At 61.3% G+C, this 12,713-nt stretch carries 11 protein-coding genes; 3 read left to right on the forward strand and 8 right to left on the reverse strand.

All coding sequences use genetic code 11. The features are described 5' to 3' along the window. Positions 1–13: 13 nt before the first annotated feature. Entirely contained in the window at positions 14–1,957 is a 1,944-nt protein-coding gene (locus tag G6R19_RS03560; protein WP_346010073.1) for a DUF6541 family protein, read from the forward strand. A 112-nt stretch (positions 1,958–2,069) separates the two neighbouring features. On the opposite strand, the gene G6R19_RS03565 is transcribed toward G6R19_RS03560, so the two are convergent. Together G6R19_RS03565 and rfbA are read right to left on the reverse strand one after the other, a co-directional pair. Then, entirely contained in the window at positions 2,070–2,387 is a 318-nt protein-coding gene (locus tag G6R19_RS03565) for a hypothetical protein (protein WP_163162343.1), read from the reverse strand. Positions 2,388–2,723: 336 nt separating this feature from the next. Continuing rightward, positions 2,724–3,587 (reverse strand): glucose-1-phosphate thymidylyltransferase RfbA, encoded by an 864-nt coding sequence (gene rfbA, locus G6R19_RS03570; protein WP_163162345.1) that lies wholly within the window; start codon positions 3,585–3,587, stop codon positions 2,724–2,726. A gap of 108 nt (positions 3,588–3,695) precedes the next feature. On the opposite strand from rfbA, the gene G6R19_RS03575 reads away from it, so the two are divergent. Next, on the forward strand, positions 3,696–4,859 hold the full coding sequence (locus G6R19_RS03575) for an acyltransferase (RefSeq protein WP_275898053.1): 1,164 nt from the start codon (positions 3,696–3,698) through the stop codon (positions 4,857–4,859). A gap of 50 nt (positions 4,860–4,909) precedes the next feature. Continuing rightward, positions 4,910–6,922, forward strand: a complete 2,013-nt coding sequence (locus tag G6R19_RS03580) for a hypothetical protein (protein WP_163162349.1) — start codon at positions 4,910–4,912, stop codon at positions 6,920–6,922. 106 nt (positions 6,923–7,028) lie between these two features. Here G6R19_RS03580 and G6R19_RS03585 read toward each other — a convergent pair whose 3' ends face one another. From G6R19_RS03585 to G6R19_RS03610, 6 genes are read right to left on the reverse strand one after another with little or no spacing between them, the layout of a single operon-like run. Further along, positions 7,029–8,123, reverse strand: a complete 1,095-nt coding sequence (locus G6R19_RS03585) for an NAD-dependent epimerase/dehydratase family protein (RefSeq protein WP_163162351.1) — start codon at positions 8,121–8,123, stop codon at positions 7,029–7,031. A 24-nt stretch (positions 8,124–8,147) separates the two neighbouring features. Then, positions 8,148–9,035, reverse strand: a complete 888-nt coding sequence (locus G6R19_RS03590) for a glycosyltransferase (RefSeq protein ID WP_163162359.1) — start codon at positions 9,033–9,035, stop codon at positions 8,148–8,150. Positions 9,036–9,067: 32 nt separating this feature from the next. After that, positions 9,068–9,484 (reverse strand): DUF2304 domain-containing protein, encoded by a 417-nt coding sequence (locus G6R19_RS03595; RefSeq protein ID WP_205484205.1) that lies wholly within the window; start codon positions 9,482–9,484, stop codon positions 9,068–9,070. Further along, on the reverse strand, positions 9,481–10,230 hold the full coding sequence (locus G6R19_RS03600; RefSeq protein ID WP_240341744.1) for a glycosyltransferase family 2 protein: 750 nt from the start codon (positions 10,228–10,230) through the stop codon (positions 9,481–9,483). The genes G6R19_RS03595 and G6R19_RS03600 overlap by 4 nt, the downstream gene beginning before the upstream one ends. A gap of 5 nt (positions 10,231–10,235) precedes the next feature. Continuing rightward, a complete protein-coding gene (locus G6R19_RS03605; protein ID WP_163162361.1) occupies positions 10,236–11,309 on the reverse strand; it encodes a glycosyltransferase family 2 protein in 1,074 nt (357 codons plus the stop codon). Positions 11,310–11,355: 46 nt separating this feature from the next. Next, positions 11,356–12,672 carry a hypothetical protein gene (locus tag G6R19_RS03610; RefSeq protein ID WP_163162363.1) on the reverse strand — a complete coding sequence of 439 codons (1,317 nt, stop codon included), beginning with the start codon at positions 12,670–12,672 and terminating at the stop codon, positions 11,356–11,358. Positions 12,673–12,713 lie beyond the last annotated feature (41 nt).

Raw genomic sequence — 12,713 nt, forward strand, 5'->3', positions numbered from 1 at the left:
AATCCTCACAGCAGTGTTGCTGCTACTGCTGCCTGGCTTGGCCACTTCGTTGGCTGTACGCATGCGTGGAATTCCTGCTGTGCTGATTGCACCAGCCTTTAGCGTGGGAACCATTGGTTTCCTCGCTCTGATATTTCCATTTGCCGGAATCCCGTGGGCGCCAGTGCCGGTACTCGTTGGTTGCGCAGTTGTCTCCGCTGTGGCGTTCTTTGTGTCCCGGACTTGGGGCTCGGGCTGGACTCGTCCAGCCCGGCGTCCAAGTACGGTCCATTTGTCCCTGGTAGTGGGCGTGGGAAGCGTCGTCACGGCTTTGGTCGTCGGTCTGCAAATGGCGACTGCAATGATCCACCCCGACTCCATCTCGCAGACCTACGACAATGTTTTCCATTTGAATGCAGTCCGTTGGGCCATGGAGTCAAGAAATTCGTCGCCTCTGAACCTGGGAGCCTTTACGGGGATCAGTGCTTATCCCGCAGGTTGGCACGCAATAGTGGCAATCGTGGGGGAGCTCACCGGTGCTGGAATACCTGTCCTCGTGAATTCCACGAGCATTGCCATCGGTGCAGTAGCCTGGCCGCTTAGCGCTCTCTTCCTCACCTTCGCGGTCGCCGGATATCGCAAGGCGACGGCGATTGCAACCTTCGTTTTCTCCGCCGGTTTTGCGACATTTCCGATACTGATGATCGATTGGGGCGTGCTGTATCCAAACCTGCTTTCGATCTCTGTCCTGCCTGCTGCGCTGGGGCTTGCCTTTACTGCGCTTGGGCTGGGTTACCATGACCGTCCGCCGGCGCTGATCGCCTGGCTGAGCCTGAGTGTTGCCGTCGCAGGAGTCGCACTCGCGCACCCCAGTACGCTGATGGCGTTTTTGGCGTTCGCTCTTCCAGGTGCATTGGCGGTCTACTACTTCCGGATCCGGCTTCTTTGGCCGCTACGAACGAAGGACTCCAGCCGCCAGGCGTGGGTTCTGACCGCTGCGCTGCTCGGTGGACTGGCTCTGCTGACAGTCGTTTGGTATTTCCTCCGGCCACCGTCGGATGCAGCGAACTGGAGGGTTGTTGAGACCCCTCCCCAGGCCATAGGCGAACTCCTGTTTAACGCTCCGTTGGGGCGTCCGTCCCAAGAAATACTGAGTGTTTGCCTTCTTGCAGGCATAATTCACCTCTGGACCACAAAGTCCCGACGGTGGTTAATCGGAACCTATCTCATCGGAGCCGCCCTCTTTTTCTTCGCCGCAGGATACAATGCGCCGATTAGGCAATTTATTACCGGTGTCTGGTACTTCGACAGCTACCGCTTGGCAGCATTGCTGCCGGTTGTCGTTTTGGGACCAGCGGTGATTGGCGCCCTGTTCCTTATAGATCTTGTGAGGGAAAAGATCAGGGCGGCTGACGGGTCCGTCCTTGGGAAGACCAGGCTTCCGGGTAAACCCGGTCCCACACGGCAAGCAGTTCTGGCTTCAGCGGTCTACGCCGTTGCCCTTGTGCCCATAGCACCTCAACTGATGCCGGTTAATTGGGCGGCTTACCAAGCACACTGGCAATACCGCAGCGATGCCAATTCCGCGCTGCTGTCCCCGGAGGAAAGGAGACTGTTGGAGCGCCTTCCTGAAACAACTGAGCCAGGTGCCAATATTGCGGGTCTGCCAAGCAGCGGGACGGCTCTGGCCTACGCGTTGTCCGGCCGTACTGTTATACAGCCCCACATCCTGACCACCCACGGGTCTGATATCGACGTTGTAAATGCTGGCCTGAAGGACGCTGCTGAGTTCCCGGCGGTCTGTGAGTCTGTTCGGCGCTTGAACGTTCGATATGTTTTGGACTTCGGCACCAGAACCGTCACGGGAACCCTTGCCGGCTATGGCGGTGTGATGGATCTTGAGGAGAATGCAAGCCTGGAGCTCGTCGATTCGGAAGGATCAGATGCCCGGCTGTTCAAAGTGGCTGCGTGCTGGTAGGGATAAAGGCACAGGCATGCTGGACCGGCAGTGACACCTACATCTCGCCTACCTGACAGATAGGGCTGGCGTACGGCCGAAAATATCCAGTTTATTTCCAGGACCGGGCGGCCTACTTCTCCTGAACGGTACCGAGCAGCGGTTCCAGCTTCTTCCAAGTCTTAACATTGCATTCGTTGTCGCGGCGGAAGCTTGTCCTGACCGACGTGCCATTGATCTCGCCGAAAACGTCCGCAATGTTCGGCTGGCCAACACCTTCGCAATCTTCACTGGTTTCGGCGGGCTCGTACTCCAGGAGGTTCGGTTGCCGGTCCAAAACCCTGCAGGCATCGTCCGCGTCCGGAAGATCTGTTCCTTCCACGGCGGAAGTTCCAACACAAACAAGACGGTGTGTCGACTGTTGCCCGGCATTTCCGCTCAGGGTGGTCACCGTCAGCCGCACGTTTGGTTCCCCGGCTGACGGAGGATACGTAGGGCTGGTGGTCTGGGTCGGTTGAAGCGTGGGTGTGGGCGAGCTCTTGGGGGGTGCATCGGCAATACTGCATGAGCTGAGCGCTGTACCGGCAGCAACTATCGAGAGAATTACTTTGAGTGGGGTTCGCATGATGCTCCTTGGCTGAAGTGCAGCCTTCGCGATAGTGGATCTGATCTGCTGATAGTGCCTGTGGCAATCTTCGTTACTACAGTTTCCAAGGTTTCCCGGCCAGCCGCGGCTCCTTGCGGTCCGACCCCTGCAGGCAGGCCGTATTAGGGGGAGGACGAAGCGTCACTCCTCCAGGAGTTCCAGAAGGTAGGCGCCGTAACCGCTCTTCACCAGCGGCTCCGCGCGGCGGCGCAGGTCGTCGTCGGTGAGGAAGCCCAAACGCCACGCTATTTCCTCCGGTGCGCCAATCTTCTGGCCCTGGCGATTTTCCACTGTTCGAATGAAGTTCGATGCGTCGCTAAGGTCGTTAAAGGTCCCGGTATCCAGCCAAGCGGTTCCACGAGGCAGAATTTCTACTTGCAGATCGCCGCGCTCCAGATACACCTTGTTGACGTCGGTGATTTCCAACTCCCCACGGGCCGACGGCTTGAGGCCCTTTGCGATGTCGATGACGTCGTTGTCGTAGAAATAGAGGCCGGGAACGGCATAGTGGCTACGCGGGGTGGTTGGTTTCTCCTCAAGGGACAGTGCCTTGCCTTCCCCGTCGAATTCCACCACGCCGTAGGCTGACGGATCCTTGACCCAGTAGCCGAAGACGGCGCCACCCTTGATATTCGCGTGCCGGCGCAGTTGGGTGCCCATGCCTTGGCCGTAAAAAATGTTGTCTCCCAGAACCAGAGCAACGGTGTCGTCGCCTATGTGATCGGCCCCAAGGATAAATGCCTGCGCCAAGCCATCCGGGCTGGGCTGCTGAACGTAGGAAAGGTTCACGCCAAACTGCGAACCGTCACCCAGGAGGCGCTGAAACTGGTCCGAGTCCTGGGGCGTGGTGATGATGAGAATGTCCCGGATGCCCGCAAGAATCAACGTGGACAAGGGGTAGTAGATCATTGGCTTGTCGTACACCGGGACCAGTTGCTTGCTGATGCCAAGAGTGATGGGATGGAGCCTGGATCCGGTGCCTCCGGCAAGGATGATTCCGCGCATTAGTCCATCATTGCCTTAGCTTTCGCGCGGGGCAAACCGGGGGGCTAAGCGCGGCACGGTAGAATTGCATGTCAGTGTCAATTCCCATGAGCCGAACCCGGAGCCCGCGTGTCATCAAAAAAAGCCCCTGCAGGACTCCTCCTGGGCAAGCCACTCGATCCCCGGAACAACAGCCTCAACCTCATCCGGCTGATCCTGGCCCTGGCCGTGTTGGTTCATCACAGCTGGCCGCTGACTGGTTCCGCTAACGAGCCGATCTTCGCCGGGGAGACGCTGGGCGGATGGGCGGTTTCTGGCTTCTTTGTAATCAGCGGCTACCTCATCACCGGAAGCAGGTTCAGCCACGGACTAGGTGACTATCTGGTACACCGCGTCGCCCGGATCATGCCGGCGTTCATTGTCTGTCTGCTGACAATGGTGGCCTTCTTCGCACCTATCGGTTACTTCGTCGCTCGGGGAAGCCTGTCGGGTTATTTCAGCACGGCCACGTCACCGTTGAATTTCCTCATTTCCAACCTGACCTTGAAAATGAACCATTACGACATCGCTGGAACGCCGCTCAATGTCCCCTACGCAGGGGCGTGGAACGGCTCGCTGTGGAGTCTCTACTATGAGTTTCTGTGCTATCTCGTAGTGGCCGCGCTCGGGTGCTTCGCGATTTTCCGGAAGTCTCCGTGGTTCCTTACCTTGGTTTTTGCCGCTTCAGTCGTAGCGCAGGCAAATATTGACGTCATCAACCGGTACACCAATGGGAACTTTGATGTAGTGCTGTTGTTGAAGCTCCTGCCGTTCTTCCTTGGCGGTGCTGTCCTCTTCGTTTGGAAGTCCCGGATCGGAATCCATTGGGTTCCGGCCGTCGCCAGCCTCATCGTGTCGCTGCTCATGGTTTCCGCTTTTCCGCTGTGGGGCGGTCAGGCGTCCGGGGTTCTAATTGCTTATGGCACCCTGTGGATTTCAACCTGGCTTCCGCAGCCCAGCCTCATCGCAAAGAATGACGTCTCCTACGGCGTTTACATCTATGCCTTTGCGTTCCAGCAACTGCTGGCAGTCTTCGGGGGCCACGAGTGGGGCCTTGTCCTGTTTTCCTTGGCTGCCGCGGCCCTCACCATCCCTACGGCGATCGCGAGCTGGGTTTGGATCGAGCGGCCAGTGATGCGCAGAGTCCGCAGCAAGGATCACCGGCCCAAAGCCATACCGGTGGAGAGAACGATGGCTGCCGCGCCTATTGAACAAGCGGCCACAAGGGCCGACTCCGTACGTACTTCCTCGTGACCGCTGGGCAGACCCGTCGCAAAACCCAGCGTCGCGATACTCACCGTGCCGTGCCTGGCCGGAGCGGCTGGTTCCTCCAGGCTCCGCGGGGAGCCAAACCAGGCGCCCTGCTGAGGGGAACCGTCGCATTTGTCGCTGCGGCCGCAGTCGTGATTGCCCTGCGCCTTACAGATTTCCTGACCGGTGGCTGGACCATCGGCCTGTTGCTGGCCTGCCTGTTGGCACTCCCTACAGCCCGGACATTTTCTGCGCGCATTGCCCTATCGCTCAGCCTGCTGCTGGGGCTGGTTCCTCTGCTTTGGTGGGTTCCTTCAGGATTGGGCCCGTTGGGGCGGGGAACGCTTGTGCTGGCCGGAGCGGTGGGCGCTGTGGCCTTCGTTGTGGTCCATGGCGGCGTCAAGGCGGGAGTACGCCATCTGGTGCCCCGGTTTTCATGGCTCGATTGCTTGCCTGTCACCGCCGCAGCGCTGTCCGTCTGGGTCCACTTCAACCTGCTCTCGGTACGTGCCTACGAGAAGGCGCTGAGCCTGCTCACCTTGAATTGGGACAACGCTTCCCACTTCGACATCTTCCACATGCAGCGGCTCTATGGTCGGGTTGTACCCCTTTTGGGCGCCTCTCCTGATGGCAGTGACTGGTCCTTCAAGGATTACCCGCAGGGTTTTCACGGTGTGGTAGCCATCTTTGCGGAACTTAAGTTTGCCAAGCCAGCGGGGACACCTGCAGAGGAATTGGTGAATTACGCCAACGGGAGTGCACTTGTCTCCGTGTTGGTGGCAGCGATGGTTCTTGCCGCGCTCGCGTCGGTCCCTGCGTTCCGCCGCCAGCCGCTCATTGGCTTTCCTGCTTTGATGGTGGTGGCAGCAGGCTGGATCTTCGGTCCCGGATCCTCGGCCTCGCTCCACGGCTTCCCGAATTTTTTCCTGGCAGTAGGGCTCGCAGCTGTGGCGATCGTACTCGCAGCCGACACAGGCCGGCCACTGCGCTCGCCAGTACTGCTGTCCCTCGTGGCGTGTGTGGTGGGCGTGGCCCACAACTGGGTACTCCTTGAGGTGCTGGTGCTGAGTGCGGCAGTAATGGTGCTGCTGCCGTGGGACTTGAGGCGGTGGCGTGCCACCCGCGGGGGTTACGTTTTCGCGGTTGGGATTGCGCTGGTGGGCGTTACCGGCATTGGGCTGGCGCTCGGCCAGCTGGCAGGGGTTTCCACGGATGCCGTCCTGTACGGTGTGGGCGGCGTGCCTATACCGGACTTGGGCCAGTTGGCCGTAATCATCACTGGCACCGCAGCCTTGGCGGTTCTTGTATTCTCAAGGTCTGCCCAGCGCTCAAGCGCCACCTTGCAACGACTGCGTTGGTCCTTTACAGGCCTTGCGGCAGCGGTGGTACTGGCGATCTGCATGGCAGTCGCCCAGCTGATCAAGGGCGGGACGCTGACCTACTACTCCCACAAGCTGGGGATTGCCCTGTTCCTCGCTGGGCTCGTGACGCTCGCACTGATGCTGGCCGCCTTTCTGGAGACCGTCCGTACCCGTCCCCGGGCAGCCGTGGATGGAGCTGGGGGAAACGGAGCGGCTGCTGCCTCCCCACTGGACTCCAGGCGGTTCAGTGGAACAGGACTCCTGGCGGCTTCGGCGCTGGCGACTGTTGCAGCAACGCAGGCCTTCGGCTTTATTTTCCCACTGTCAAAGGAAGGCCTGCCGCCTTCGTCCCCCTCGGCTGTGGCCATAGCCAAGGAGTTGAAGGTACTCGAAGAAGTGCCGCGCCCCGTGGATATGCTGATGGCGGCCACCATGGGCCGCCAGGGCCAGCCAGCAGTATACGTCACCACAAGGCCCGCCGACATTGATGCCATCCTGGCCAAGCAGTGGTATGACGGCCTCACCGCGACCTACACCGAAAGAGGCTGGGAGCTTTCGCTAAACATGTTCGAACTCAGCGGGGGCGTGGACAACCTGCGTCTTGTGGTTAACAAGATCATGAAGGCGGACCCGTCAGCCCTGATCATCGTAGATCCCGAAAATCAGGCAGCGCTCAACCACATCCTGGCGACCCTGGACGGGTAGGCAAAGCGTAGACCTTCGTCAGCCCGGGTTTCGGGCAAGGCCTTAAACGCGAACGACGGCGGCACCTTCCGGTACCGCCGTCGCCTGCTGTTCTGCCGGCAACGGGTTAATAAGGCTGAACGTCCGGCTGCGCGTCGATCCATGTGCTGAGCCGTTCAATGCCCTGTTCCAGGTTGTACTGGGGCTTCCAGCCAAGCGTTGCCTTCGCAGCTTCGACGTCGGCCCAGGCATGCCGCACATCGCCCTGACGGTACTGGCCGGTGACGTGCGGATCGGGTGCGCCATAGCGGGCCGCGATGATCCTGGCGGCGGTACCGATGGTTTGGAATTCCCCGGAGCCAATGTCCATAGGCTCTCCCTGAACGGTGGGGGAAAGTGCGCCAGCCACAATAGCCGAGGCTACGTCGTCGATAAGGACGAAGTCACGGCGGACCTCGCCGTCCTCGTACAGCGGAATGGATTTGCCGCCCATGGCCATGCGGCAGAACAAACTCATAATCCCGGTATAGGGATTGATGAGGGACTGACCTGGTCCGTAGACGTTCTGCAGGCGCAGGATAACCGTCTCAACGCCGTAGGACTTTGCCCAAGCCTGAAGGATGTTTTCCTGGGCAAGCTTTGTCGCGCCGTAGACGCTGACCGGAGCGGGGAAGGTCTCGGAGGCCTTCATGGCTGCGGGCGTGGCGTTGGGGAAGTCCCACTGGGCCTTGTCCAGAGTGGCGCTGGTGCGCTGTCCTGGGTAAAACCTGCGGCCCTCAGCATCGTCCCAGGGGCCTTCGCCATAGACCGCGCGGCTGGAGGACAGGACAATTCGCCGGGGGAGCTTGCCGTGGCGGTTCAGTCCGTCAAGCATCTGGGAGGTACCCACCACGTTGACGTGCGCATGCCGAGTGGATTCCTCCAGGGACTGCCCCGTCCCGGTTTCTGCGGCGAGGTGGATGACGACGTCGGGAGCGACGTCTGCGAGGACCTGATCCCAGGTCTGTGCCTCGGTGATGTCAGCAACCACCAATTCGGCACCTTCGTGAAGCCCGCCGGGCCGTTCACCGGAGGCATGGATCTGCGGGTGCAGGTTGTCCACCACCACTACGCGGTTGAAGTTGGCCACGAGGTCGCTTGAGATTGCGCACCCGATGAAGCCGGCGCCGCCGGTCACCAGGACCGTTCCCTGGGACTCGGCTTCGGGGTTCGTTGTTGTCATGATGGGCCTTTCTGAAGCTGACATCTAGTTACCGAATGTGTGGCTAAGGAGGACCTTCGCGGCCAGGAAGTTCCTCCTGCCCACGGCCTTCGGCAAGAGGGCGAGTGCGTGGGCGCGGGACGTCAGGCGCAGATTTGCCGCGCGTGAGGCCTTGGTCCAGCCGTTGAGCCTGGCCTGTTCTGCCGATACCGCAAAGTACTCGCGTTCACCGGCAAAGCGTGATCCGTCAACCAACTTGGTGGAAGAGGCACTTTCCGAGTGCCGGCGGTACGAAAAACACACTGTGGGCTCGAGAAGCAGCTGGTCTCCCCGGTAGACCATGTCCATCACTAGAGCGAGGTCCTGAATGATGGGGAAGCCGGAGCGGAATTCGACGGCACGAATCTTGTCAGTGCGGAAGGCGAGTGAAGGCCAGTAGAGCCAGTCGCCGTGCATCAGGTTGACGGCAAGAGACTCGCCGGAAAGGAGACGCGGCCCCTGGGTCCGGGGCCGGACAAGGTGCTGCTTGGTTATGTCCACCAGGGTTCGCACGACGGTGCCGTCCCCGTCGATGACACGGACGCCGGGTTGGATGATGGCGGCCTCGGGGAACCGCTCATGGGCGGCGTTGATAACCCTCACGTAGTTGGGCAACAGGACATCGTCGCAGCCCAGGATGACCATGACCTCCTCGGTAGCGAGGGCGACGCAGGTCTTGTAGTTCTCAGTAATTCCGGCGTTGTGTTCCTTGCGGATGTATTTGACGCGGGGGTCGTCGATCCCGGCCATGTACCGCTGAATCTCGTGGTCAGGGTAAGCGTCGTCAACCACGGTTAGGAGCCAGTCGTCAGAGTCCTGTTCGAGGACGCTGCGGACCGTCTGCTTCATGTAGTCCGGGTCGCCCCAGTAGGGAATGAAAATATCAAGTGGCATAAGGGATCCAATGCGTTTGGGGCAGTGCGGCTTTAGCCGCGGTCAAGGGGAGCGGGCTCGTTTGCTGGTGGGGTCCGGGAAGGCTCAGCCAATTCGGCGTCCAGCCTGGCTTCCAGCCGTTCGATGTGGGTTCGCAGGATTGCTGCTTCCTCGGCCAGGGTACGGGTCTCATCTTCCACCACAGAGATTTCCCACGAGAGGTGCAGGCAGACGCCCAGCGCCAACAATATGGTCATAGAGAACAGGAGGTTGGAAGGGACCTGGACGCCGAGTAGCCGCGCTGTCTGAGCCAAAAGCTGCGGGAACGCCGCAAGGACCAGTGTGGCCAGGCCGACCACCAGCCAGAGCGCCGCATACTTCTCGCGGAGCTTCTTCCGGCGGAGCATCTCGACAACGAGGACGACGATGACGAGGGCAAGTATGAAAGCAGCCAGAACGGGCAAGATCATGCACTTTCGAGTTGTGGGGAAGTTGTTTGGATCTGCGAGCGTCGCCGTGTCAGGGCGAAGAGCAGGGCAAACACCGACCGGCCTAGGTAGATGGCAGATTTCAGCGGGTTGTGGCTGGGCGTTCCGCCTTGGCGTGCCCGCATCTCCACGGGAACCTGGGTGATCACGCAGCCGGACCTGATGGCCACAACCAGCGAATCGATGGTGTCGCCCAGGTACTCAGCGGGGTAGTGGTCGATAAACTGATCGATGCCACGCCGGTTGGCTGCCTTGAAGCCAGAGGTGACGTCCGTCAGGCGGGTATGGGCCAGGCCGGAGATGACCTTGGCGAGCAGGACCATGGCCCAACGCCGTGGTCCCGTGACCTTGTAGGTGCCGCGGTCCGCGAAGCGGGCGCCGATGGCAATGTCCGCCTCCGCCAAGGCAGCCAGCACCCGGGAAATTTCCTTGGGATCATGCTGGCCGTCCGCGTCCACCTGGATGACGGCGTCGTATCCGTTCCGCTTTGCGTACTTGAAGCCGGCACGCATGGCCCCGCCTACGCCAAGGTTGAAGGGGAGGTCAAGGACTACGGCTCCTGCCTCTCGGGCTACGGCAGCCGTGCTGTCCTGGGAACCGTCATTCACAACCAGAACGTCATATGTCTCACGCAACGCCAGCACTTCGCGGACTGTATTGCCAACGGACTCCGCTTCGTTCCACGCCGGCATAATGACGAGGGCGCGGGTGTAGGGGGGGATTGACATAGCTACTAATCTATACCAGAACCGCTGGCGGGGGTGGCGGGTGGCGCGGCTGCGGGCATCTCCGACGAGGCCGTTTGGGGCTTTCCCACGCCATATGCGGCGCGGATGTGACGGAGGTAGAGATAGGCGTACAGGGAAGGCGTCAGCTTGAGCAACACGGCGCCGGCGCCGATGACTTTGTGTACAGCGAGGGTCCGGTAAAGCATCCGCCAGCCAAGGTCTTTGCGGCACTCGGACACCGTGGCGGCAGCGGCGGGTGAGCCGGTGCCCCGGGCGATTGCGCTTTGGGCCACCAGCAGGATTACCAGCGAGCGCATGCAGTCATAGGCGGCGCCGTACTTGCCCTCCTTGAACCGCTGGTCCAGGTGTTCGTTCAGGTGGTTCATGGCCACCGTGGTGTCCGCTACCGTGGGAACCCTGCCCCAGGTAAGGGAAGCATCCATGATGTAGTACCGGTAAACCGGCGTATCGATGGATCGAACCCTGCGGGACAGCGAGTGCAGAATGACGTTGACAGCCATGTCCTCGAACCGCGCGGCACCTTCGGCGAACCGGACCTTGCTGAACAGTTCCCGCCGATACAGCTTGTCCCACGGGAACGGAGTGAGCTGGTCGCACATGGCCAACCGGCAGGCTTCTGCGCCGTCGAATTCGCCGAGCGCGCGCGAGCCATTGCGCATTTCCGTGCCGTCGGGCTGGACCACGATCCGGCCGCCGACCACAAGGTCCACATCGGGTGCGGTGGCTGCGTGCATGGTTTCGAGGAATGCGGGCAGGTACTGGTCATCGCTGTCAATGAAGCTGATCCAGGATCCCCGGGCCGCATCCAGGCCAGCGTTCCGCGCGGCCGACACTCCCGCATTGGAGGGCAAAGCGATAACTGTCAGATTTCCGAACTCCTCCTCGAGCCTCCTAGCCAGATCCAGCGTTCCGTCTGTGGAGTGGTCGTCCACTATGACCAGTTCGAAGTCTGGGTCCGTCTGGGCCATGACACTGCGCACCGCCCGTTCCAGGAAGCCGGCGGCGTTGTATGCGGGCAGAATCACCGTGGTCCGCGGACTGTCGGAATTGTTCGTCACAGGTCTTCCTTCGTTGGTGGGGTCGGCGGGGGAGAGTGGCGTCAGATCAGGTGGTCGCAGCAGCGGCTGATCTGCCGAGACGCACGATCGAAGCAACGTGGATAGCCGCGCCTGCGACGGGTCCTGCCGCAAGGGCCACAGCTGTCCGGATGGGCAGCGGCAGCGGCAACAGGAGGCAGAGCACGCTGACCACCGTGCCACTGACCCAGCCTGCGGAATAGCCGCGGTGCATGCCCACCGCCAGGGCTGCTGTCCCGGTAAGCGTCAGGACAGCCATGAGCGCGGCGTCGAATGTCAGCGCGGCCAAGAGCCAGGCCGGTACATCGTATTTGCCGGGGAACAGCAGTTCCATGAGCCAGGGACCCAGCAGAGCAGCTGCGATCCCGCCTGCGACACCCACCGCGAGGAAGAGGGCCGCGGGTTTGATCAGCGCGTGGACGCCGCGATCGCGCTGGTTCACGAACGCGGCGATGGCCACACCCTGAAACGCCTGGAGCGGAACCATGATGGGTGCCCTCGTGAGTTGGATGGCGAGGAGGAGCCCGCCGGCCGCGGCCAGTTCCTGCGCGCTGCTGGTGAAACTCAGAATCACAGGGAAGCCTACGATGAGGGCAGCGGTGGCGCTTGAGGAGAGCATGGCGTGGCCGGTCTGCTTCATGTACGCCGTGCGGGGCACATCGGCGCGGGCAATTGCGGCGCGGCGTGCAGCTGGTGAAATTAGGAGGAAAACCAGCCAAAGGATCGCAGCCAGTGCGCAGGCGAGTTCGAGACCCAGGAGTCCGACGCCGAGCAGCGCCACGGCGCCTACGGTCGCCAGGCGGAACGTTGCCTCAGCGCTCATTAATTTGGAGTACAGATTCCAATCCTGGGTTCCTGCTGAGGCGCCTGCCAGGGCGGAATGGCCGGAATAGGCGATTGCGGCGGCAGCCAGGGTGGGCAAAAGCCAGGGGGTGTTAGTGCCGAGGACGGACGGCGCCCACAGCCATGAGGATGCCAGGACAAGGACGGCCAGGATTGCTCCCACCAGAACGCCGTTCGCCAATACCGAGGGGTGCTGTTGTGCGGCGCCGGGGGCTCCGCCCAGGGTTTCCGCCGACCGAACAGCGCGGGTGGTCTCGCTCTGGATGCCGGACAGCACGCCGAAGATGCCAAACAGAGCGCCCCAAAACACGCTGAACTGTGCATATTCTTCGGAGCGAAGGTGGTTTCCGGCAATCACGAGGATGATGAAACCTGCAGCCGCGGAGGCGATGGAGGCAGCGCCGACGCCTGACGCACTTCTGGAGCTGATTGTCCGGTCGCTTGCAGCGTCGGACTCCTCCTCTGGCTGCGCAGAGGCGGGCTTTTTCCAAGGCAAATTCATTAAGGGCTTTCGGTGGCGGCGCGATACCTGGCTTCCCCAGG

It is taken from the genome of Arthrobacter sp. Alg241-R88 (assembly GCF_900537115.1).
In the GTDB taxonomy this organism is placed as follows: Bacteria; Actinomycetota; Actinomycetes; order Actinomycetales; family Micrococcaceae; genus Arthrobacter.

Coding starts and splice junctions, on each gene's coding strand:
- rfbA (WP_163162345.1), bottom strand. CDS start 3,587: ATGCGCGGAATCATCCTTGCCGGAGGCACCGGATCCAGGCTCCATCCC.
- G6R19_RS03610 (WP_163162363.1), bottom strand. CDS start 12,672: ATGAATTTGCCTTGGAAAAAGCCCGCCTCTGCGCAGCCAGAGGAGGAG.
- G6R19_RS03590 (WP_163162359.1), bottom strand. CDS start 9,035: ATGCCACTTGATATTTTCATTCCCTACTGGGGCGACCCGGACTACATG.
- G6R19_RS03585 (WP_163162351.1), bottom strand. CDS start 8,123: ATGACAACAACGAACCCCGAAGCCGAGTCCCAGGGAACGGTCCTGGTG.
- G6R19_RS03600 (WP_240341744.1), bottom strand. CDS start 10,230: ATGTCAATCCCCCCCTACACCCGCGCCCTCGTCATTATGCCGGCGTGG.
- G6R19_RS03595 (WP_205484205.1), bottom strand. CDS start 9,484: ATGATCTTGCCCGTTCTGGCTGCTTTCATACTTGCCCTCGTCATCGTC.